Here is a 21,362-nt window from a genome sequence, read left to right on the forward strand (position 1 = left end):
AGGTTGCGGCACCCCGATATCACCCTTGTCTAGCCAAGGGGGGTACTGTATACTTGCGGCCTTAGTGAAAACTCATATATCGGAAAGAACGTCATGAAACTGAACACAAAGCTGGTGATGATCATGCTCACCATGCTGGTAGTCGCCACGCTGATCCTCTTCGTCCTGAACCAGTTCAGCCAGAACGACCTGGTGCAGGAAATCCAGGAAAGCTCCACCGTGGTTTCCAAGGCCATTCAGCTGAGCGTCGAGGACCTGACCTCGGAAGAGGAATCCACCCGGCTCTCGGAATACTTGAGCCACGCCAAGAACAAGGGCGTCAACGAGATCAACATCATCAACAACGAGGGGGAGATCATCAACTCCTCCGACCCGGCGCAGGTCGGCAAGAAGCGCGAGATCAAGAAGCTGGAGAAGGGGCTCAAGCGCCGCGGCAGCGGCGGGGTGAACTCGCTCAAGCCCTACGACCTGGTGGTCCCGGTCATCGTAGGCGACGAGCAGCTGGGTTACGTGCAGATCAACCTCCTTTTGGACAACATCCGCGACATCCAGCACGCCAACTTCGTGCGGCGCCTCTCCGCCACGGTGCTCGTGTTCATGGGGGGGATGATACTGATCATCTTCCTGGCGCGCCGTTACACCAGCCCGATCCACCGCCTGGCCACCGGGGTCAACAACGTCTCCGCCGGCGACCTGAGCGTCACCTTCGAGGCGGAAAGCGGCGACGAGATCGGCGAACTGGCCGAGAACCTGAACGAGATGGTGAAAAAGCTCAAGGAAAAGGAGCAGCTGGAGAAACGTCTCTACGAGGCGGAACACCTCTCCAAGGTGGGACAGCTGGCCGCCGGCATCGCGCACGAGATCCGGAACCCGCTAAACTACATAAGCCTCGCCATCGACCACCTCAAGAGCGAACTGCTCCCCTCCTGCCCGGAAAAGGGAGGCGAGCTCGAGTCCATCGCGGACAACATCAAGGAAGAGGTGCGCAAGGCCAACTACATGGTGCTCAACTTCATGAACTACGGCCGGCCACTCAAGCTGAAACTGCAGCGGGTGTACTACGCCGATCTGGTGGACAAGGCGATCCATATCATGCAGGACCGGCTCACCGAGAGGAACATGCAGGTGGTGCGCGAGATCCCGGCCGACCTGCCGGCGATGTACATCGACCCGGAACTGATGCGCAACTGCCTGTGCAACTTCATCGGCAACAGCATGCAGGCCATGACCGACGGCGGCGTCATCACGCTGGGCGCCCAGGTGGACCCGGCAACCGGCGAATGCGGGCTGAGCTTCGGCGACAACGGCGTGGGCATCGACGAGCAGGACCTGGAGAAGGTGTTCCAGCCCTACTTCACCACCCGCGAGGCGGGGATCGGGCTGGGGCTGGCCATCACCGAGCGCATCGTCAAGGAGCACGGCGGTCGCATCAGCGTGGCGAGCCGCAAGGGGGAAGGGACCACCTTCACGGTCATCCTCCCCGCGTCGGCGCTGGCCCGCAGCGAGGAGCAGGCACGGCAGGCGACCCTGATCGCGGCCGGCCCGAACGAAGCATCTGGAAATTAAGAGAACTGGAGTGGCGATGAGCGGCAGCATCCTGATAGTAGACGACGAGAAAGGGCAGCGCGACATCCTGAGCGCCATCCTGTCCAAGAAGGGGTACCGGATCACCTCCGTCCCCAGCGGTGAAGAGGCGTTGCAGGAGCTGGAACAGGCGGAGTACGACCTCATGCTCACCGACCTGAAGATGCAGGGTATCTCCGGGATGGAGCTGATGGAGCGGGTGCTCTCCGACAACCCCACCCAGTGCGTGGTCATGATGACCGCCCACGGCACCATCGATTCCGCGGTCGAGGCCATGAAGAAAGGGGCCTTCGACTACCTGGAGAAGCCGCTGGAGCGGGAGGACCTGATCCTCACCGTGCAGCGCGCCTTCGAGCGCATCATGCTGTTGAAGGAAAACCGGGTCCTGCACAAGAAGCTGGCGGAGACGAGGACGCTCCCCAACATGATCGGGGAACACCCGAAAATGATGGAGGTGGCGCGCATCATCCACAAGATCGCCCCCACCTCCACCACGGTGCTCATCTACGGGGAATCGGGAACCGGCAAGGAGCTGGTGGCCCGCGCCATCCACGACGGCAGCCCGCGCAAGGACAAGGCATTCTTCGCCATCAACTGCGCCGCCATCCCGGACGCACTGATCGAGAGCGAGCTCTTCGGCCACGAGAAGGGTTCCTTCACCGGCGCGGGGAGCCGTGAGATCGGCATCTTCGAGGCGGCCGAGGGGGGGACGGTCTTCCTGGACGAGATCGGCGAGATGAACGTCGCCATGCAGGCGAAGCTGTTGCGTGCCATCCAGGAGAAGGAGATCCGCCGGGTGGGGGGGAAGGTGAACCTCCCCGTCGACGTGAGGATCATCTCGGCCACCAACAAGGACCTGGAGCAGGAGACCAAGCGCGGCCACTTCCGCGAGGACCTCTTCTACCGCTTGAACGTGATCCGCATCACCCTGCCCCCCTTGCGCGAGCGGGGCAACGACATCGTCACCCTGGCCGACTTCTTCCTGAAGAAGTACAGCCAGGCATCCGGCATCTCGGTGAAGGGAATCGGCAAGCCGGCGCTCAAGATCCTGCTAGACTACAACTGGCCCGGCAACGTGCGCCAGCTGGAAAGCGTGATCGAGCGCGGCGTGCTCATGGCCGAGAGCGACTATATTCAACCCGAGGACCTGCCCGCCGAGGTGCATCACGACGCCTCCCTGGCCGGGTCCCTCCCCTTCGACTTCCCGGCCGAAGGGATTTCCATCGACAACCTGGAACGCGACCTGATCATGAAGGCCATGCAACGGGCCGATTGGGTCATCGCCAAAGCGGCACCACTTCTCGGTATGAGTTACAAAACGCTACAATACCGGCTGGAGAAGTTCGGTATAGGGAGGCCGGAGTAAGTAGCGAGGAGGCGGTATGAACCTCTTCTCGACGCTGCACCGCTTCACCGTTGTCCCCTCGCTCCCCAGGGAGCTCTCCGGGCTGCAACGGATCGCATACAACCTCTGGTGGACGTGGGAACCGGAGGCCATCGGACTTTTCAAGCGCCTCGACCCGGAACTTTGGCGGGCGACGCGCCACAACCCCCTGGAGATGCTTGGGTGCCTGCAGCAGGCCACCTACGACAGCCTGATGCTGGACGAGGGGTTCATGTCGCACCTGGCCCAGGTGGAGGAGAGGCTCGACGAGTACCTCGCCTCGCGCACCTGGTACGAGCGGCACGGCAATCCCCGCGCGCGCATCGCCTACTTCTCGATGGAGTTCGGCCTGCACGAGTCGCTCCCCATCTACTCCGGGGGCCTCGGCATCCTGGCCGGTGACCATCTGAAGTCGGCCAGCGACCTCGGGCTGCCGCTGGTCGGGGTGGGACTCTTGTACCGCCAGGGGTACTTCCGGCAGCACCTGAACTTCGAGGGGTGGCAGCAGGAGATCTACCCCGAGAACGACTTCTACAACCTCCCCCTGCACCTGGAGCGGGACGCGGCGGGAATGCCGCTCACCCTGGAGCTGGAATACCCGGGCCGCAACGTGCGGGTGCAGATCTGGCGGGTCCAGGTGGGGCGGGTGCGGCTCTACCTTCTGGACAGCAACCTGGAGGAGAACACCCCGGCCGACCGTGAGATCACCACGAGGCTCTACGGCGGCGACCAGGAGATGCGCATCCGGCAGGAGATCCTGCTCGGTATCGGCGGCATCCGCGCCCTGCGCCTGTTGGGGATCGAGCCCAACGTCTGCCACATGAACGAGGGGCATGCCGCTTTCCTCGCCCTGGAGCGGATCCGCATCCTCATGGAGGAGCGCTCGCTCAGCTTCGGCGAGGCCATGGAGGCGGTCCGCGGCGGCAACGTCTTCACCACCCACACCCCGGTCGAGGCGGGCATCGACCACTTCCCCCCCGAGCTCATCGAACGCTACCTGGGCCACTACTACCGCCACCTGGGGCTCACCCGCGAACAGTTCCTCGCCCTGGGAATGCAGAACCACGGCCGCAGCAACGAGAACTTCTGCATGGCGGTCCTGGCCATGAAGCTCTCGCTGCACTCCAACGGGGTCAGCGAACTGCACGGCATGGTGTCGCGCCGCATGTGGGCCGACGTCTGGCCCGACCTCCCCGAAGAACAACTTCCCCTCACCTACGTCACCAACGGCGTGCACCAGAAGAGCTGGCTCTCCGAGGAGATGAGCGGCCTCCTGATCCGCTACCTGGGGACGCGCTGGCTGGAGCAGAGCGACGACGCGCTCTGGCGCAAGGTGTCCCGCATCCCCGACGCGGAGCTGTGGCGCACGCACCGCCGCGGCACCGAGCGCCTGGTGGACTACGCCCGCTTCAGCCTCCGGGCGCAGCTGCAGAAACTGGACGCCGGGACCAAGGAGATCGACCGCGCCGGCGACGTGCTCGACCCGGAGATCCTCACCATCGGCTTCGCGCGCCGCTTCGCCACCTACAAGCGCGGCACGCTGCTGTTGCAGGACAAGGAACGGCTGGAGCGGATCCTGAACCACCCGGAGCGGCCGGTACAGATCGTCTTCGCCGGCAAGGCCCACCCCGCCGACCACCAGGGCAAGGAGCTGATCCGGCAGATCGTGCAGCTCGCCCAGCAGGAGAAGTTCCGGCGCCGCATCATCTTCCTGGAGGACTACGACATCTCGGTGGCCCGCCGCCTGGTACAGGGGGTCGACATCTGGCTCAACACGCCGCTGAGACCCCAGGAAGCCAGCGGCACCAGCGGCATGAAGGTCGCCTTCAACGGCGGGCTGAACATGAGCATCCTGGACGGCTGGTGGTGCGAGGGTTACCGCGGCAACAACGGCTGGGCCATCGGCAGGGGCGAGGTGTACGACGACCTCGCCTACCAGAACGAGGTGGAGAGCAGGGCCATCTACGACCTCTTGGAGAAGGAGATCGTGCCTTTGTTCTACAACCGCGGCAGCGACGGCGTGCCGCGCGGCTGGACCGCCTTCATGAAAGCGTCGATGCAGACCCTCTGCCCGGTCTTCTCCACCGACCGCATGGTGCAGGAGTACGCCCGGCGCTGCTACCTCCCCGCCTTCGAAAACTGGGAGCGGCTGAACCGGGACGACCTGAGGCTCGCCGTGGAACTGGCGCGCTGGAAGGAGCGGCTGCACGGCGTGTGGGGCGGGCTTGCCATCGTCGCGGTCCAGGCCCAGTGCGAGCGGGAGGTGACCGTGGGGCAGAAGGTCCCCATCTCGGTGCAGATCACGCCGGGCGAGGTGCCGCTCTCCGAAATCGCGGTCGAGGTCTACTTCGGGGTGCTCGATTCGCGCGGTGCCATCGTGGGGGGAGAGGTGGTGCCGCTCGACCCCGCCCCGGACCCGGACAAGGTCGGGCACTTCGGCGGCGAGTTGGAGTGCCGCTTCTGCGGCCGGCACGGCTTTCTGTTGCGGGTCATGCCGCGGCACCCGGAGCTGGGCACCGTGTACGACCCCGGTCTCATCCTGTGGGGGTGACGTGGGACTGGCTCCGCCAAGGAGGGGACTGGCTCCGCCAGGTGCCTGTCCCCTTAGTCGGTCAGGTGCAGTCCCCTTAGTCGGCTGAGGTAGGTCCGCTAGGGAAGAATTCGGCAGGTTGAATCAAGGGAGGTGAGGCGGATGCCTCACCTCTTTTTCAGGCTGTACACGTAGGCGAGGATCTCGGCGACGGCCGCAAACAGCCCTTCCGGGATCTCGTACCCCTCCTCCACCTGGGCGTAGAGCTCGCGGGCCAGGAAGCGGTTCTCCACCAGGGTCACGTTGTTTTCCCGAGCCACGATCTTCATCTGCAGCGCCATCTGGTCGATCCCCTTGAAGAGCACCACCGGGGCCGACATCTTGAAGCGGTCGTACTTGAGCGCCACGGCGTAGTGGGTCGGGTTGGTCACCACCACGTCCGCGGTCGGAATGATCTGCCGCATGCGCCGGCGCGCCATCTGGAACGCCTTCTGGCGCTGCTTACCCTTGATGGCCGGGTCGCCCTCGCTGTTCTTGTGTTCGTCCTTCACCTCCTGCTTGGTCATCTTCAGGTTGTCCAGGAAGCGCCACTTGACGAAGGCGAGATCGAGCACCGCCAGGATGATCAGCACGCCGCAGGTGTGCAGCACGATCTTGAAGGCGATGTGGCCGATGAACTGCAGGATCCCCTGCAGGTCCTGGTCCACCAGGAAGATGATCCCTTCCATCTCCTCGGCCAGAATCTTGTAGGCCGTGTACCCCACGATCCCCATCTTCAGGAAGGACTTGGCCACCTCGAACAGCGAGTCCTTGTTGAAGAGCCTCCCCACCCCCTGCACCGGGTTCAGGCGCCCCAGGTCGAACTTGAGCTTTTCCGAGCTGAGGTTGATCCCCCCCTGGCTGATCTCCACACCGAGCCCCGCTATCAGGCAGACCAGCATGAACGGCGTCAGCATGATGCCCAGGTTGGCGAACTCCTTGATCATCAGGTGGTGCACGCCGGCCGGGGTGATCTCGATGGTGGCCAGCCCGCCGAAGATCTCCCTCATGGTCCCCTGCATTGTCTTCAGCATCACGCTGGAGCTGGCGTAGAGCGCCACCATGGCCGCGATCAGGGTTACCGCCGAGGTCATCTCGCGGCTGCGCGCTACGTTCCCCTTGCTCTTGGCATCGGAGATCTTCTTACTGGTAGGTTTCTCTGTTTTGGAGTGTTTATCGTCGTCGGACATGGCGAAGTCCTAGGCCAGCAGCTTGAACAGGGTGTGCATCTGCTGTACGAAAGCGCCGAAGCTGCCGTTCAGAACGCGCAGGAACACCGGCAGCGTGATGCCGAGGATGAGGAAGCCGATGCCGATGTTGAGCGGCATGCTGACCATGAAGACGTTCATGGCGGGGAAGCTGCGCGCGACGATCCCCAGCGCCACCGTGGTGGCCAAAAGCGCCACCGAGACCGGCGCAGCCAGCTTGATCGCGATGACGAAGATGCCGGTGCTGGTCTGGACCAGGAACTTCAGCAGGCCGCCGCTCACGTGCCAGGCCCCTAAGGGAATGAGCTGGTAGCTCTCCACAATCCCCTTGATGAAGAAGTGGTGCACGTCGAGCGCGAGGAAGATCAGGGTGGCCAGCACCCCCTCGAAGATGGCCATGGTGGGGACGTTGTTCTGGGTGGTCGGGTCGAACTGGGCGGCGATGGAGATCCCCATCTGGGTCCCCACCAGCTGACCGCCGAACTCGACCGCGGCGAAGACGAACTGCGAGATCGCCCCCAGCGTCAGGCCTACCATCGTTTCGCGCATCACCAGGATCATCAGGGACAAGGAGTCGGTGTCGACCGGGACGGCCTTCAGCCGGATGATGGGGAAGATGACCAGCGCCATGGCGAAGATGAGCGCCACCTTGATGCGGTTGGGGACCAGCCGGGCCCCGAACATGGGGATGGCCATAAACAGTGCCGCGACCCGGGCCAGGACCAGGGCGAAGGGTATCAGGTCGGCCAGGGCCTTGAGCGGGAGGGCGTCGAACACCTAATGCCTCATGTTGGCGATCATGCCGTAGATCTCGTGGGTGAAGTCGCTCATGTACATCATCATCCAGGGGAAGAAGATGACCATGGCCACCATGACCGCGATGATCTTGGGAGCGAAGGCGAGTGTCGCCTCGTTGATCGAGGTCACCGCCTGGAAGATGCTGATGAGAAGGCCCACTACCAGGGCGGTGATGAGCAATGGCGCCGAAAGTAGGATCACCGCCTCGAAGCTTCTCCGGCCCAGTTGAACTACCATTTCCGGGGTCATATCTTAATACTCCTGTCTATCCGAAGCTCTTCACCAGCGACCCGATGACCAGCCCCCAGCCGTCCACCAGCACGAACAAGAGGATCTTGAAGGGGAGCGAGATCATCACCGGCGGCAGCATCATCATACCCATGGACATGAGCACCGAGGCGACCACCATGTCCAGCACCAGGAACGGGATGAAGATCAAAAAGCCGATCTGGAACGCGGTCTTCAGCTCGCTCACCATGTAGGCCGGGATCAGCGTCATGGTCGGGATGTCGTCGGCGTTGCGCGGCCTGGGAAGCTTGGAGAGGCTGATGAACAGCGCCAGGTCCTTCTCGCGCACCTGCGAGAGCATGAACTTTCTCAAGGGCGCCACGCCGCGCTTGAGCGCCTCTTCCTGGGTGATGGTCTGCGCCTTGTACGGCTGCAGCGCCTGGGTGTTCACCTGCTGCCAGACCGGGGCCATGATGAAGAAGGTGAGAAACAGCGACAGCCCGACCACGATCTGGTTCGAGGGGGCCTGCTGGGTTCCCAGCGCCGACCGGAGAAAGGAGAGCACCACGACGATGCGGGTGAAGGAGGTGGTCATCATCAGCAGGCTCGGCGCCAGCGAGATGATGGTCATCACGAAGAAGATCTGCAGCACCACGGAGACGTCGGCCGGCTTGCTGACCTTGCCGACCCCGACGCTCACCGTGGGAAGGGAAAGCGGTTCCGCGCCCGCGGTCGCCGCCAGTATCAGGGAGAGAGCCACCAGGAGCAGCGCCCCCAGTATCTTTTTATGTTTCACGCAAACCCACCGCTTTTGCCGAGTTGCCCGAGCGGCGCCTCCTTACGGGGAAGCCCGCCGGCCAGGGTCTCCAGCTTCTTCCTGAGCTGGCCCGGGATCAACGCCGCGGCGCTTTTCTCCTCGACCACCTCGATCTCTTCCAGCATCTCCACCTGCTTGATCAGGCTCACCCCCTCGCCGCTGTTGGACAGAAGCAGGTACTCGCCACCCACCTCGACCAGCATCAGCGATTTCTTGGGGGCCAGGTGCCTGGTCTCCACCACGCGGATGTATCCCGCCGACTTCCCCTGCGGTATCTTCATCAGCTTGCCGGCCAGGTAGTACAGGATCAGGATGATGCCGATCACCAGGATCAGCGATCCCACCATCTGCGCCAGGCTCCCCAACAGGTCGGGGCCGCCGCTGTCGGCATGCGCCGCCGCCGGGAGGAGCAACGTCGCCGTTGTCACCGCCGCGAGCTTTCTCATAGTACCTTGTCCACCCTCTCGTTCGGGCTCACGATATCCAAGAGCCGGATGCCGAACTTGTCGTTCACCACCACCGCCTCCCCGCGCGCCACCAGCTTGGAGTTCACGAAGACGTCCAGCGGCTCGCCCGCGAGCTTGGTCAACTCCACCACCGAGCCCTGGTTCAGTTGCAGCACGTCCCGCACCAGGAGCTTGGTCCGCCCCAGCTCTACCGTGAGCTGCAGCGGGATGTCCATGATGAAGTCCAGGTTCTTCGGCTGCGGAACTTCCTTCTGTTCGTCTAAAGCGAGTTTTTCGCTCAATCTTCACCTCCTGTCAGGGTGCGGGTGATCTGTACTGCCTTGTTGCCGCCGCTTACCCCGGCAATTCCCATAAACTTCTTAGTGCCCCCCACCTTCACCACCAGTTCGTCCTTGCCGCTGGAGTCGAGCATGATCACGTCGCCGGGGGTGAGTCCCATCAGGTCCGCCAGCGATATGGTCGCGCCCCCCATCTCCACCGACATGTCCATGGGCGCACCCATCAGTTCCTCGGAGAGGCGGTAGGACCAGAGCGGGTCCACCACCATCATGTCCATCTGCACGCCGCGCTTCAGCTTGTCGCGGATCGGCTCGATGGTCAAAAACGGGATGGCGAGGATCATGCTGCCCACGGTCTCCTCGATCTGGATCTTCATGCTCATGGTGACCACCTGGTACTCCGGGGGGACGATGTTGACCAGGCGCGGGTTCATCTCCAGGCGCAGAAGGTTCATGCTGGCCGGGCAAAGCGGCGCCCAGGCGCGTTCCAGGTCGGCCAGCGCGTCCTTCACGATCTTCTCCACCAGGCGCAGTTCGATGGAGGTGAAGAGCCGGTTCATGCCCTGCCCCGACGGCACCCCCGACCCACCCAGGATGCTGTCCACGATGGTGAACACCAGGGTGCTGTCGAAGGCGATCAGCGCGGCCCCCTTCAACGGGTCCATCTTGTAGATGGCCATGCAGACCGGGGACGGGAGCACGCTCAGGAAGTCCCCGAACTTGTAGGGGACCGCCTCCTCCTTCTTGATGTCCACCATGCGCCCCAGCCGGTTCGACATGGTGACCCGGTTGTAGCGGATGAAACCGTCGTAGACGATGTCCAGGTTCGGGATGGCGCGGTGGGCCTCGATGTCGAGCAGGTCGAACTGCTGCGCCTGGGGCCCCGCCTTGGCCAGCTCGTTATCGGGGACCAGGGTCCCGTCGAAAACGGCCGCCACAAGGGCGTCGATCTCTTCCTTGGTAAGGAGCTTTTCCATCGATGGCACCTTTTATTGCACCACGAAGTCAGTGAAGTAGACCTTGGTTACCTTGCTGGGCGGGACCACCTTGGAGACAGCCGCCAGGATCTGCTCGCGCAGCTGGTTTTTCCCCTGCAGGTCCTGGATCTCCTGCATGGTCTTGGTGGTCAGAAGGATCAGGATGGCGTCACGCAGCGGGGCGAGCTTCGCGTCGAGCTCCCCCTTCGCCTGCGGGTTGGCCATCTCGAACTCGACCTTGATCTTCAGGTAGCGGAGTTCCTGGCCGTCGTAGATGTTGACGATGAACGGCTCCAGGGGATAGATGGTGCCGCTGCCGGCAGCTGCCCCCTCGCCTCCCTTGGCGGGCGCGCCGTGCTCGCCGCCCCCTCCCTCGGCCTTGGCTTCGACCTTGGCACCCTCGGGCGCCTTTTCTTTCTTGCTCCCCCCCATGAAGAAGGCTGCCGCCCCTCCGATGGCAAGGACCGCTACCACGGCGCCGATGATGATGAAGAGCTTCTTGTTGTTCTTTTCCGGGGTCTCTTGCGGCTTCGCCGGTTCGGCCATGCTGGGTTCTCCTTTTTTGAAACAGCTCAAGCTGGTGTATTCAATCTGAACACCTTGCAACCCAGATGCCAGATCGGTAGCGCCGCGCCAGATAAGCCTTGAGGAGCCGTTGCCGGGGTGCGGAAATGGTCGGGTAAATCGTTATGTTACGGAACCTTGCGCGGCAGACGAAGATATTGCCGACGGTGGGGGAAGAGGGGTAAAAACAGGGCGGGGTCAACTTTTTGACCGTCATGCGGGGACGACGGAACCCCGACAGGGAGCCCGGGCAGAGGGCGCACGGGGGCCCGGGGCGAAAAGAAGGCTCTCTACAGAATTAGGGGGACCACTGCTATTGGTCCCCCCTCCCGTCAAGGGAGGGGGTGCCCTGAGTGCCCGGTATGCGCGGATCACCGGGAAAAAACGGGTGAACCGGGCGCACCGGTGCCGTGACGCCCGGAACCGGCTGTTTTTGCCGGTGCGCGTCAGAGATCCGGCCGCGGGATGCGGTGTCAGACCTCCGACGCCGGGGGCGCCTTTGACACGGCGAGGATGAGGGGCGCGGCGTGCGCCGCGCCCCCTGCTGCCGTTAGCGGATCAGCTGCAGGACTTCCTGCGTCATCTGGTCCGTGGTGGTGATGGTCTTGGAGTTGGCGGAGTAGGCGCGCTGGGTGATGATCATCTTGACGAACTCGCTCGCCATGTCGACGTTACTCTGCTCGAGGCTGTTGGAAAGGATCTTTTCGCTGACGCCGTTGGGCTTGTTGGCTGCCAGGGAGAAGGCGGCCCCGGAAACGCCGGCGTCGGCGGTGGCCTGGTACAGCGACCCCCCCTGCTTGCTCAGTGCGGTCGGGTCGGAGGCGGTGACCACGGCCAAACGCTGCACGGTGGCCGCGTTGGCGGGGGTGGCGGCGACGCCCACCGCTCCGGAGACGTTGTAGTAGTTCTGGGTGATGCCGTCGGTGGCGAGATAGGTGATCAGGCCGGAGTTGTCGATGCTGATGATCTTGCCGAAGTCGGTGGTCGGGGCGGCGCCGGAGTTCAGGAACTTGATCGGATTGCCTTGGGTGTCGAGCACCTGGTAGCCGTCCGGGTTGACCAGGGTCAGGTTGTTGTCCACCTGGAAGGCACCGGCGCGGGAAAGGTAGGCGGAGTTCTGGGTGGCGACCGGCACGGTGGCGGTCGGCGGTGCGAGAGCGAAGAAGCTGGTCCCCTGGATGGCGAGGTCGGTCACGTTCTCCGAACTCTGGGTCGAGCCTTGGCTGAAAACGTTCTGCACCGCCTGCATCTGCACGCCCTTGCCGATCTGGGAGCCGCCGCCGATGTTCTGGGAGAGCAGGTCCGAGAAGAGGGTCCGCGCCCCCTTGAAGCCGACGGTGTTGACGTTGGAGATGTTGTTGCCGATGACGTTCATCGCTTCGCCGTTTTGAATCAGACCGGTAACGCCGGTAAACAATGCGGAAGTAACACTCATTTTTTTGCCTCCTTAGGCTTGGTTGTGGGACTCCTCAGTCGGTCGGTGTCCCGCGGGCTTTCCTTCTGGAGGGCCAGCCCGTTTCAGTTGTCGTCTGCGCTTAGAAAAATACTGCCGAATCGATGTTGGTGAAAACGTTCCCCTTCATACCCTGACGATCCATGGCGGTCACCACTGTCCGGTTTTTGACACTCACCACCAGGGCCGCGTCGCCCATGAGGATCAGCGATTCCCGGCCACCCTTTTGCGCCACGCTGTCCACCGCCCCTTCCAGCTGCTTCATGTCGGCGTCGGAGAGGGTGATGCCGCGGGACTTGAGCCGTTCCTGGGCGTGCTGGGAGAGCTTGACCGGCTGCCCCGGCAGTTTCTGGTCCAGGACCTGGGCGAACGGGGTGCTGCTCCCGGTGCTCTTGGCGGCCGGCTTGGTGCCGTTCTGGTTCGGCTTGACCGGCGCCTGGATCGGTTGGGGGAACAAGATGCTGTTGTCGATCATCTCTGGCTCCCTTAGGCTGCCTCGCTCACGGAGGTGACGTCGGTCAGGTTGATCTTCAGCCCGCCCATCGAGAGCACCGGGGTGCTGCCGGACATGTCGACACCGTTTACCTTGCCCCGCACGATACCCGTGGCGGTGACGGCGGTGCCGGAGGCGTCCTTGGCGGAGACGCTGAAGCTGTAAGTGCCGGGGGTGAGTTGCGCCCCGGAGTTGTCGGTTCCGTCCCAGGCGACCGTGTTGCTGCCCGAACCCTGGGCGCCGCCGTTGATGGTCTTAACCACCTTGCCGTTGGCATCCAGCACCGAAACGGTCACCGTCTGTGCGCTCTTGCCCAGGTTGTAGCTGATGGCGCTGCTGCTCCCGGAGCTCAGTTCCACCTGGGAACCGGTGGCTTCCACCTGCTTGCCGATCAGCGAGACCGCCGCCATGGTGCCGGCGTTGCCCCCCTGGTTCAGCAGGTTCTGCAGGTTGGTGTTGGTGTTGTAGGCCTGCTCGACCTGGGTGAGCTGGGCTAACTGCGAGATGAACTGGGTGCCGTCCTGGGGATTCAGGGGGTCCTGGTTCTGCAGCTGGGTCACGAACAGTTTCAGGAAGTCGTCCTTGTTCATGCCCGTCGCCTGCTTCATCGCGGCCGCGGCCGAGGCCGTGGTTGCTGCGGATGTTGCGTCGGTTATCATCCTTACCTCCTTGTTAGAATCGTACGTCGAGCAGGTTGTTGACCTCGGCTGTCAGATAATTGACCCGGGGTGCATCCTGTCCGTCGTAACCTGCGCCCCTGACGAACCTTTGGGGTTGTTGCTGCCGCTGGTTGCCCCGCTCCTCGTTGAGGGGGCCGTTGAACCCGCCACCGCCGGTAGAGACGTTGAACCCATCCATGGTGAGATTCTTCCCGGAGAGGGCCTCGCGCAGCGAGTCGAGGTTGCTCATCAAGAGGTCCTTGACCATGCGGTTGTCCGCCTGGACCTCCACGTTGAGCCGGTTGTTGTCCATGCGCAGCTGGATCTTCAGCTCGCCCAGTTCGCCGGGGTTGAGCCTGATGCTCATCTGGCCGTTACCCTTGCCGTCGTGGGTCACCACCCCTTCCCGTACCTGGGAAAGGATGCTTTCGTGCAGCTGCCCCTTGGCGCCGGAGAGCTTGGTTTCGCCCGGTACTGCTTCCGCCGGGGTCCCCTGCGCCGTCAAGCCCACGCCCAGCATCTGGCCGTTCTGGTTTTCCTGCCCTTTCTGGTGTGACTGTCCCTGCTCGCCCTGGGTGCCCGAGGCATCGCGCCCCGCCCCCAGCTCGGACACGGTGTTGACAGTGGCCGTCGTTGCACTCTTGGTGCCGGAAACGTCCTCACCCGAAGGTTTGGCCACGTTTACCTGCTGGGCCTGCACCGCTTCCCGTACCTGCTTGCCGGTGACGGTTTCGGCCTGGTGTGCGTCCTTACGCTGCGGTTGTGCCGCCTGCTCGGCCTGGCCGGCCTGCCCTTGGGATACCGCTGCCGTTTCTCCCTGCTGTTCCGGTTGCACCTTCACCTGGGGTGCTGCCGCCTCGGGCTTGGTCTCACGGACCGTGGCGCCTTTGCTGTCGGCGGCCATGGCGGCGGGCTCCATTACCGGAGCCTGCACCTGCGGGGTCACGTCCTGCTGCGCTGCTGCATCCTGCGCTACTGCCTGTTCCTGCTGTACCGGTGCGCTCTCCTGCGCCGGCGCTGCCACAGTTGCGCCCGAATCCGTTACCGTCGCGGGCTCGGCCTGCTTCCTGACCGGCATGGCCACGAAGCGCCCGGCGCCGGTTTCCTTGGCGGCCAGATGGGTGGCTGCCACGGTCTGATCGGGCGTTACCGCTGTTTTGGCTGCCTCCGGCAGGACCGGAGCTTGCTGCCGCTCGCCCGCTGCGGGCGCAACCTGCGCCTGGGGCGTCTCAACCTGCGCTCCTTCTGTCGCGCCCGTCGAAGGGACCACCTGGGCTTTCCCCGGTGCCGGGGAGAGCTGAGCCGCATCGACCTTCTGGCCGGGTTGGCTACCGGTGCTGCCGGTGGCGGTCTGTTGCTGCGGTTGCTGCGGTTGCTGCGTTTGCTGCGGTTGCTGCGGTTGCTGCGTTTGCGCTGCCTGCTGCGGCAGCTCCGGTTGTGCCTTGCCTGCGCCTGCCGTTACCGGCGTCGTCTCCGGTGTGGTCACCGGTACCGCGTCCGGCTGCATGCGCTGCTGCAGGGTGGCGAGCCTTTCCAGCGCGGTGGTGCCTGCTGCCGCGTTGGCATCCTCGCTCCTTGCCGCCACCTTGGGCTCGATCACGGCCATGGCCACGACCAGTCCCGGGTTCGGGTCGGGTTGCGCTTCCGGGACCGTCCCGGTTGCCGCCGTTGCTCCCTGCCCGGCAGCGGTTGTCGAGGTTGCCGGCTGTGCCGGATCCGTCCCCGCGTTTTGCGCCACGTTTCCGGTGCCCTCAGCTGCCGATGCCTGCGCCGGTTGCGCCGCGTCCTGGTCCGGATCGGCCTTGCGGGCCTGTTGCTTGGCGTCGACCGCGGCCTTGGCCGTCGTCGAAGCCTGTGCAGCAGGGGCCGCTTTCTCCCCGACCTGCGCGTGGCTTTCCTGCGCCTGTGCCGGACGGGCCTTGTCGTCGGCCTTTTGGGCATGGGCAGAGGATTTTGCCGGACGCTCAGGCGTCGGCCGTGCCGGCGTCTCGGCGGGTTTGCCCGGGGTCTGCCTCCCCTGCAGCAGTTGCTGGAACACCCCCGCACCGGGGGCTGCCGCTGCGTTTGCCATCCCGCTTTGCGCCGCTGGGGCCGGGATGGCGTCTGGAATGAATGCTGCGTTTTGAACCATCATGTACGTGTCACCTCCTTTTGCCTGAAATACGGCTGCGCCGATACGCAGCCGGTCGGAATCCGCCGCGGCAGGCGGCGGTTCACAGTGAGGTCAGCCGGTCACTTCCCGGCCAGGTTCAGCCTGGTCCACTCCAGGACCCGGGGCTGGTTGATGAAGGGGATCAGCTTGACCGCGGTCTTCTGGTCCATCTGGTTCAACATCTGGATCACCATCTTCTCGTCCAGTTTGTTGAGCAGGTTGCCCGCCTCCTCCGGTTTCAGCCCCTTGTAAATCTTGATCATCTTCTTGTAGCGGTCGTCGTCCTGCTTCTTCTTGGCGGTGAGCGACTCCTCGATACCCTTCTTGGCCGCGTTCAGCTCCGCCACCCGGGCGTCCAGCTTGGCGGAGAGCTGGTTCAGGGCGGCCTCCTTGGCGGAGAGCGCCGCCTCCTTCTGCGCCAGTTGCTGCCGCTTGGCCTCCAGGGCCGCGCTCTCGCTGGAGAGCGAGCGGGGCGGGTTCTTCACCTCTGCCGCCTGGGCGGAAAACACCTGGCGTTCGTTCCATAACAGCGGCAGGGCCGCGAGCAGCAGCACCAGCGCGCCAATCAGCTTTTTCACTTATGCCCCCTCCCCTGGACGGCTATCTCGTCCAGGAAGGCCCGTTCCCGGTTCAACTGCTCCATGCGCAGGTCGCGCATCTTCTTCTCCTTGAAGACCTCGAGCGCCTTCTTCTCCTTGGCGGCGGCCAGAAGCGCCTCGCGCTTTTCCTGGACCGCCTTCTCCAGCACCACCAGGCTCTCCCGCAACTGCTGGATCTCGTGGGCCTTCCTGCGCGAGAAGTCGCCGTAGAGCTGCAGATCCTTGGCCTCGATTCCCGTCAGCTGCCGCTGGGCGCATTCCTGCTCCAGCTGCTCCATCATGACCTTTTCGTTCTTCAGGCGCTCCCTGGCGCTCTCGTGCTGCTGCTTGGCCGCCGCGAGTTCCAGCTGGTGCATCTTCTCCACTTCTTTGCGGAACTTGAGCACCTGTTCGAGCCTGAATTCCTGTCCTGCCATGGCCTGCTCCTCCTACTGCTGCTAATCGCTCAGGCTTCCTGCTCCGAAGATGCGCGCCAGTGCCTCGATCGATTCCTCGAAGGTGACCTGGTCCGCCACGTCCTGCTTCAGGTAGGCGATCATCTGGTCCATCCGGGCTATGGCGAGATCGATCTTCGGGTTGCTCCCCGCCTTGTAGGCGCCGATGTTGATCATGTCCTCGGCCTGCCGGTAGGTGGCCAGGGTCTCCTTGAACTGCCCGGCCAGCGCCCGGTGCTCGCGGCTGGTGACGTCGCTCATGACGCGGCTCGCGCTGTTCAACAGATCGATGGGGGGGTAGATGTTCCTCGCCGCCAGCTCGCGGGTCAGGATGATGTGCCCGTCCAGGATGCTGCGCATGGCGTCGGAGATCGGCTCGTTGAAGTCGTCCCCCTCGACCAGGACCGTGTACAGTCCGGTGATGCTCCCCCCCTGGAAGTTGCCGGTCCGCTCCAGGAGTCTCGGTAGCGCGGCGAAAACGCTCGGCGTGTACCCCTTGGTGGTCGGGGGTTCGCCGATGGCCAGCCCCACCTCGCGCATCGCCATGGCGAAACGGGTGGCGGAGTCCATCATCAGCAGCACCTTCTTCCCCTGGGCCTGGAAGTACTCGGCGATGGTGGTCGCTATGTAGGCGCCGCGCATCCTGACCAGCGGGGGCTGATCCGAGGTGGCGACCACCACGACCGATTTCCTGAGACCTTCCGCCTGCAGGTCCTTCTCGATGAATTCCCTGAGCTCCCGGCCACGCTCGCCGATCAGGGCGATCACGTTGACGTCGGCCTCGGTGTAGCGGGCAATCATGCCCAGGAGGGTCGACTTGCCCACGCCGGAGCCGGCCATGATGCCGACCCTCTGCCCCTCGCCGCAGGTCAGAAGACCGTTGATGGGACGGATGCCGAGGTTCAGGGGCTTTCTTATCGGGCGCCTCTTCATCGGGTTGACCGGCAACGCGTAGATCGGGTACTCGTCCACGGTCTCGATGGGCCCCTTGTCGTCGATGGGCTCGCCCAGGCCGTCGATGACCCGCCCCAAGAGCGCCGGGCCGACCCCCAGGGCCGCCTTCTCGCGCCGGACCGAGATCACGCTCCCCAGTCCCACGCCGCGCAGCTCGCCCAGCGGCATCAGCAGGGTCTTGTTGTCGCGGAACCCGACCACCTCGGCGGGAATGGAGGGATGCCCCTCGGAGTGCACCTCGCACACGCTCCCCACAGCGGTCTCGGGGCAGTACCCCTCGATGACCAGGCCGACCACCTGGGTCACCTTGCCGTGAAAGCGTACCGGCTTGGCCGCCTCGACCACCGGCAGGTAGCGCGCCAGATCAATCCCCACTTTCTTCTTCCTCCCGCCGCGCGTTCCTCTCCTCGGAGAGCCGGCGCATGATCTCCTCGAGCTGGGCGTCCAGGCCGGCGTCGATGTTGCCCCGCACCGTCTCCACCACGCAGCTCGCCGGCCCAAGGGTCGGGTCCTCGCGCAGCGCGATCTTCTTCCTGTCCCGGGTGAGCGCCTGGAACTGCGGCGAGTAGGCAACCACCTGGTATTCCTCGGGGTTCAACCGCACCACGATCTCCCCTTCGTCCGCGGCCAGCTCCACCGCGCCGTGCACCAGCCCCGCGACCAGCCCCGGGTCCAGGGAGAGCTCGCGCATCATCACCTTGCGCGCGATCAGCACCGAGAGCTTGAGGAGATCCTCCTCCGCGTCGTGCATGAGCTGGGCGCGCAGGGCGCCGGTGGAGAGGAGCGCCTGGGCCAGCGCTTCGCTCACCTTGGCCAGGTCCTCCTCGGCCTGCTGCCTCCCCTTCTTGATCCCCTCGACATGCGCCTGCTGGATCCTTCTCAGCGCCTCGTCCTCGGCGATCACGGCGGGGGGAGGGACCTCGGTTTCCTCTTCTTCCTCGACGGGGGGGGCTTCCTCGCCGCCCAACTGGATGGGGCGGAACACCTCCTGCCCGGCCGGCGGGACCAGCACGCCCCCCAGCGGCTCCAGGGTGTAGGCCTCGGACTCGACCCCTTTCCTGATGATCTTAGACGAGGACATCTTCCGCCCCGCGTCCCGCGATGACCACCTTCCCTTCCTCCTCCATCTTGCGGACGATCTTGATGATTTCGCTCTGGGCCTTCTCCACGTCGGAGAGGCGCACCGGACCCATGACCTCCAGGTCCTCCTTGATCATCTCGGCCGCGCGGCTGGAGATGTTGCGGAAGATCTTGTCCTTGACCTCGTCCACCGAGGTCTTCATGGCCAGGGTCAGGGTGTCGTTGGAGACCTCGCGCATGATGGACTGGATGGCGCGGTCGTCCAGCTTGAAGATGTCCTCGAAGGTGAACAGGTGCTTCCTGATCACCTCGGCCAGCGGCGGGTTCATGGTGTCGAGCTTGTCCAGGATCTTCTTCTCGCGGCTTCTGTCCAGGTGCGCGAACATGTCCACCACCTTCTCCACGCCGCCGACCTTGAAGCGCTGCACGCCGCCCAGGGCGGTCAGCTCCACCCGGATCACCTCGTCGATCTCGGAGAGGATCTCCGGCGAGACCTGGTCCACCTCGGCGATCCTGATCACCACCTCGGCCTGCAGTTCCTGCGGCAAAAGTGCAATGATCTCGCTGGTCTGCTTGGGCTTGAGTTTTGCCAGCACCACGGCGATGGTCTGCGGGTGTTCCTGGGAGAAGAAGTTGGCGATGGTACGCGCGTCCATGGTGGAGAGGATGTCGGCCATGTCGCCGATGCCGGAGGTGCGGATCTCCTGCAACAGGGTCTCCGCCCGCAGCGGCCCCAGGGCCTTCTCCAGGATCTTCTTGACGAACTCCTCCCCCTGGGAGAAGAAGCCGGTCTCCGGGTTGGTGATGTCGGTGAACTCCTCCACCACCGAGGCGATCTCCTCGCGCGGTACGTGGCCGAGCTTGGACATGCTCTGGCTGATCCGCTTGATGTCGCCGTCGTCCATATGCCCGAAAACCTTGGCGGTCGCCTCGGGACCCAGGTATAAAAGGAGTACGGCGGCCTTCTCGGCTCCGGTCATGCTGCACCTCTAAAGGTCATGGTTCTCATCTACTCCTTGCGCGACAGCCAGTTCTGCAGGATCTGGGCGGCCTGGTAGGGGTCCTGCTTCACCTTCTCCACCAGCTCGATCTGGGTCACTCGCATCTTCTCCTGGGCGATCTTCTGCATCTCGAGCATGTGGGCGGTCTCGGCGTCGTCCTGCACCGGCAGGAACGTCGAGGCGGGCCTCTCGCTCTTCAGCATCTTCAACAGCGGCCGGAGCACGAAGAGGATCAGGGCCAGGAAGCCCAGGCCGATCAGGCCGTTCTTGATCAGGGTCTGCACGATGGGGGCGTCGTACCACTTGGGTGCCTCGCTGCCGCCGTCGCCGGTCTCCTGGAACGGGATGTTGGCGACGGTGACCTGGTCGCCGCGCTCGGCGTTGAAGCCGACGGCACTCTTCACCAGCGCCTCGATCTTCTGCATCTCGTCCGGGGTGCGGGGCTGGTACTTGGGCGTGGCACCCGGTTTCGCCCCCACCGGGAGGTCGTACTTGCCGTCCACCAGCACCGCCACCGACACCTTGGAGAGGGCCCCCACCGGCTCTATGATGCGCGCGGTGGAACGGCTCACCTCGTAGTTCAAGGTCTCGTCGGTCTTGGAGCCGCCGCCGCTCTGCCCGGGGGCCGCCCCGGGGGCGCGGCCGAGGTTGGTCTGCGCGCCGGGGACGCCGGAGGCGGTGGTCGTGGTACCCCCCTTCTCCTCGCTTCTCTGTTCGCTTCTGACCGCGGCGGATTCCGGGTCGTAGCGCTCCTCGTACTTCTCCACCTGCTTGAAGTCGAAGTTCGCGGTGACGCGGGCCACGCACTTGCCGGAGCCGACCACGCGGTCCAAAAGCGACTGCAGCTTGTCCTCCTGGGTCTTCTCGAAGTTGCGCTGGGTCTCCTGGCGCGAGCCCGTCAGCTTGCTGGCCGGGTCGGAGGGGGTGTTGCCGGAGAGCATCTTGCCCCGGCTGTCGAGAACGGTGATCTGCTCCGGGTCCATCCCCTCTATGGACGAGGCGACCAGGTGCACAATCCCCTGCACCTCGCCCTCCCTCAGCATCCGGTTCGACTTCATCTTCAGTACGACCGAGGCCGTCGCCGGCTTCTCGGACTCCTTGAACAGGGTCTTCTCGGGAATGGCCAGGTGCACCCGGGCCGACTCGACCCCGGCGATCTGGGAGATGGTGCGGGACAACTCGCCCTGCAGGGCGCGCTGGTAGTTCAGCTTCTGCACGAACTCCGTCATGCCGAAGTTCTTGCGGTCGAAGATCTCGTAGCCGATGCCGCCCCCCTGGGGGAGCCCGTCACTGGCCATGGAAAGTCTCAGGTCGTACACCTTGTCCGAGGGGACCAGGATCGCCTTGCCGTCGTTGGCGATCTGGTAGGGGACCTTCTGCTCTTTCAATTTTTTGACAATCTCGCCGGCGTCGTCGCTGTTCAGGTTGGCGAACAGCGGACGGTAGTCGGTCTTGTTCGCCACGGTGATCAGTGCGGCGAAGGCGAGCAGCGACGCGAGCGCGACCCCCGCGACGACCATCCGCTTCCCGGTCGACATGGCGAGAAAAGGTTCCAGCAGTTTTTTAAGCCCTTCCGGCATGGTGTCTCCAAAACAAAGATTAAGACTAAGATTGAGACTGAGAAAAACCTTGGCCGGCCTTTAGCCGCCCGGCGCTGATGTTG

Annotated in this window: 21 protein-coding genes; 3 read left to right on the plus strand and 18 right to left on the minus strand. The window is 64.2% G+C overall.

Features of this window, described 5'->3' with window-relative positions; translation table 11 throughout:
* Positions 1-93 precede the first annotated feature (93 nt).
* The 3 genes from JFN91_RS16220 to glgP are packed head-to-tail and all read left to right on the plus strand — an operon-like array spanning position 94 to position 5,519.
* Positions 94-1,566 (plus strand): sensor histidine kinase, encoded by a 1,473-nt coding sequence (locus JFN91_RS16220; protein WP_236015221.1) that lies wholly within the window; start codon positions 94-96, stop codon positions 1,564-1,566.
* Positions 1,567-1,582: 16 nt separating this feature from the next.
* Entirely contained in the window at positions 1,583-2,950 is a 1,368-nt protein-coding gene (locus tag JFN91_RS16225) for a sigma-54-dependent transcriptional regulator (RefSeq protein WP_199390236.1), read from the plus strand.
* A 16-nt stretch (positions 2,951-2,966) separates the two neighbouring features.
* Positions 2,967-5,519 (plus strand): alpha-glucan family phosphorylase, encoded by a 2,553-nt coding sequence (gene glgP / locus JFN91_RS16230; protein ID WP_199390237.1) that lies wholly within the window; start codon positions 2,967-2,969, stop codon positions 5,517-5,519.
* Positions 5,520-5,665: 146 nt separating this feature from the next.
* Here glgP and flhB read toward each other — a convergent pair whose 3' ends face one another.
* The 18 genes from flhB to fliF form a co-directional block, all read right to left on the minus strand.
* Entirely contained in the window at positions 5,666-6,727 is a 1,062-nt protein-coding gene (flhB, locus tag JFN91_RS16235; protein WP_199390238.1) for a flagellar biosynthesis protein FlhB, read from the minus strand.
* A gap of 9 nt (positions 6,728-6,736) precedes the next feature.
* Positions 6,737-7,522 (minus strand): flagellar biosynthetic protein FliR, encoded by a 786-nt coding sequence (fliR, locus tag JFN91_RS16240; RefSeq protein ID WP_199390239.1) that lies wholly within the window; start codon positions 7,520-7,522, stop codon positions 6,737-6,739.
* Positions 7,523-7,792 (minus strand): flagellar biosynthesis protein FliQ, encoded by a 270-nt coding sequence (gene fliQ, locus JFN91_RS16245; protein ID WP_199390240.1) that lies wholly within the window; start codon positions 7,790-7,792, stop codon positions 7,523-7,525.
* A gap of 16 nt (positions 7,793-7,808) precedes the next feature.
* Positions 7,809-8,567, minus strand: a complete 759-nt coding sequence (gene fliP, locus JFN91_RS16250; RefSeq protein WP_248646857.1) for a flagellar type III secretion system pore protein FliP — start codon at positions 8,565-8,567, stop codon at positions 7,809-7,811.
* Positions 8,564-9,034, minus strand: a complete 471-nt coding sequence (fliO, locus tag JFN91_RS16255) for a flagellar biosynthetic protein FliO (RefSeq protein WP_199390241.1) — start codon at positions 9,032-9,034, stop codon at positions 8,564-8,566. The genes fliP and fliO overlap by 4 nt, the downstream gene beginning before the upstream one ends.
* On the minus strand, positions 9,031-9,336 hold the full coding sequence (gene fliN / locus JFN91_RS16260; RefSeq protein ID WP_183350141.1) for a flagellar motor switch protein FliN: 306 nt from the start codon (positions 9,334-9,336) through the stop codon (positions 9,031-9,033). Before fliN ends, fliO begins: the two co-directional genes overlap by 4 nt.
* Positions 9,333-10,310, minus strand: coding sequence for a flagellar motor switch protein FliM (fliM, locus tag JFN91_RS16265; RefSeq protein WP_199390242.1), 978 nt, complete (start codon positions 10,308-10,310; stop codon positions 9,333-9,335). The genes fliN and fliM overlap by 4 nt, the downstream gene beginning before the upstream one ends.
* A gap of 12 nt (positions 10,311-10,322) precedes the next feature.
* A complete protein-coding gene (locus JFN91_RS16270) occupies positions 10,323-10,856 on the minus strand; it encodes a flagellar basal body-associated FliL family protein (RefSeq protein WP_199390243.1) in 534 nt (177 codons plus the stop codon).
* Positions 10,857-11,424: 568 nt separating this feature from the next.
* On the minus strand, positions 11,425-12,309 hold the full coding sequence (locus JFN91_RS16275) for a flagellar hook-basal body protein (protein ID WP_199390244.1): 885 nt from the start codon (positions 12,307-12,309) through the stop codon (positions 11,425-11,427).
* A gap of 100 nt (positions 12,310-12,409) precedes the next feature.
* On the minus strand, positions 12,410-12,802 hold the full coding sequence (locus tag JFN91_RS16280; RefSeq protein ID WP_199390245.1) for a TIGR02530 family flagellar biosynthesis protein: 393 nt from the start codon (positions 12,800-12,802) through the stop codon (positions 12,410-12,412).
* An 11-nt stretch (positions 12,803-12,813) separates the two neighbouring features.
* Positions 12,814-13,479, minus strand: a complete 666-nt coding sequence (locus JFN91_RS16285) for a flagellar hook assembly protein FlgD (RefSeq protein WP_199390246.1) — start codon at positions 13,477-13,479, stop codon at positions 12,814-12,816.
* Between the two features lie 13 nt (positions 13,480-13,492).
* The gene (locus tag JFN91_RS16290) at positions 13,493-15,613 is read right to left on the minus strand and encodes a flagellar hook-length control protein FliK (RefSeq protein WP_199390247.1); all 2,121 of its coding nucleotides are present in this window, start codon (positions 15,611-15,613) and stop codon (positions 13,493-13,495) included.
* A 98-nt stretch (positions 15,614-15,711) separates the two neighbouring features.
* Entirely contained in the window at positions 15,712-16,209 is a 498-nt protein-coding gene (locus JFN91_RS16295) for a MotE family protein (RefSeq protein WP_199390248.1), read from the minus strand.
* Positions 16,206-16,646, minus strand: a complete 441-nt coding sequence (fliJ, locus tag JFN91_RS16300; protein ID WP_199390249.1) for a flagellar export protein FliJ — start codon at positions 16,644-16,646, stop codon at positions 16,206-16,208. The genes JFN91_RS16295 and fliJ overlap by 4 nt, the downstream gene beginning before the upstream one ends.
* Before the next feature lie 21 nt (positions 16,647-16,667).
* The gene (gene fliI, locus JFN91_RS16305; RefSeq protein WP_199390250.1) at positions 16,668-17,993 is read right to left on the minus strand and encodes a flagellar protein export ATPase FliI; all 1,326 of its coding nucleotides are present in this window, start codon (positions 17,991-17,993) and stop codon (positions 16,668-16,670) included.
* Positions 17,983-18,699 carry a FliH/SctL family protein gene (locus JFN91_RS16310; protein WP_199390251.1) on the minus strand — a complete coding sequence of 239 codons (717 nt, stop codon included), beginning with the start codon at positions 18,697-18,699 and terminating at the stop codon, positions 17,983-17,985. Before JFN91_RS16310 ends, fliI begins: the two co-directional genes overlap by 11 nt.
* Positions 18,686-19,678: a flagellar motor switch protein FliG gene (gene fliG / locus JFN91_RS16315; protein ID WP_183350163.1), complete on the minus strand. Its 993-nt coding sequence runs from the start codon at positions 19,676-19,678 to the stop codon at positions 18,686-18,688. Before fliG ends, JFN91_RS16310 begins: the two co-directional genes overlap by 14 nt.
* Before the next feature lie 29 nt (positions 19,679-19,707).
* Positions 19,708-21,279 (minus strand): flagellar basal-body MS-ring/collar protein FliF, encoded by a 1,572-nt coding sequence (fliF, locus tag JFN91_RS16320; protein WP_199390252.1) that lies wholly within the window; start codon positions 21,277-21,279, stop codon positions 19,708-19,710.
* Positions 21,280-21,362 lie beyond the last annotated feature (83 nt).

The sequence above is a fragment of the Geomonas anaerohicana genome (assembly GCF_016458305.1).
In the GTDB taxonomy this organism is placed as follows: domain Bacteria; phylum Desulfobacterota; class Desulfuromonadia; order Geobacterales; family Geobacteraceae; genus Geomonas; species Geomonas anaerohicana.

Bases quoted from the DNA above. Each gene is read 5' to 3' on its own strand.
- JFN91_RS16220 (WP_236015221.1), top strand. From the start codon at position 94: ATGAAACTGAACACAAAGCTGGTGATGATCATGCTCACCATGCTGGTA.
- JFN91_RS16225 (WP_199390236.1), top strand. From the start codon at position 1,583: ATGAGCGGCAGCATCCTGATAGTAGACGACGAGAAAGGGCAGCGCGAC.
- glgP (WP_199390237.1), top strand. From the start codon at position 2,967: ATGAACCTCTTCTCGACGCTGCACCGCTTCACCGTTGTCCCCTCGCTC.
- flhB (WP_199390238.1), bottom strand. From the start codon at position 6,727: ATGTCCGACGACGATAAACACTCCAAAACAGAGAAACCTACCAGTAAG.
- fliQ (WP_199390240.1), bottom strand. From the start codon at position 7,792: ATGACCCCGGAAATGGTAGTTCAACTGGGCCGGAGAAGCTTCGAGGCG.
- fliO (WP_199390241.1), bottom strand. From the start codon at position 9,034: ATGAGAAAGCTCGCGGCGGTGACAACGGCGACGTTGCTCCTCCCGGCG.
- fliM (WP_199390242.1), bottom strand. From the start codon at position 10,310: ATGGAAAAGCTCCTTACCAAGGAAGAGATCGACGCCCTTGTGGCGGCC.
- JFN91_RS16270 (WP_199390243.1), bottom strand. From the start codon at position 10,856: ATGGCCGAACCGGCGAAGCCGCAAGAGACCCCGGAAAAGAACAACAAG.
- JFN91_RS16275 (WP_199390244.1), bottom strand. From the start codon at position 12,309: ATGAGTGTTACTTCCGCATTGTTTACCGGCGTTACCGGTCTGATTCAA.
- JFN91_RS16280 (WP_199390245.1), bottom strand. From the start codon at position 12,802: ATGATCGACAACAGCATCTTGTTCCCCCAACCGATCCAGGCGCCGGTC.
- JFN91_RS16285 (WP_199390246.1), bottom strand. From the start codon at position 13,479: ATGATAACCGACGCAACATCCGCAGCAACCACGGCCTCGGCCGCGGCC.
- JFN91_RS16290 (WP_199390247.1), bottom strand. From the start codon at position 15,613: ATGATGGTTCAAAACGCAGCATTCATTCCAGACGCCATCCCGGCCCCA.
- fliJ (WP_199390249.1), bottom strand. From the start codon at position 16,646: ATGGCAGGACAGGAATTCAGGCTCGAACAGGTGCTCAAGTTCCGCAAA.
- JFN91_RS16310 (WP_199390251.1), bottom strand. From the start codon at position 18,699: ATGTCCTCGTCTAAGATCATCAGGAAAGGGGTCGAGTCCGAGGCCTAC.
- fliG (WP_183350163.1), bottom strand. From the start codon at position 19,678: ATGACCGGAGCCGAGAAGGCCGCCGTACTCCTTTTATACCTGGGTCCC.
- fliF (WP_199390252.1), bottom strand. From the start codon at position 21,279: ATGCCGGAAGGGCTTAAAAAACTGCTGGAACCTTTTCTCGCCATGTCG.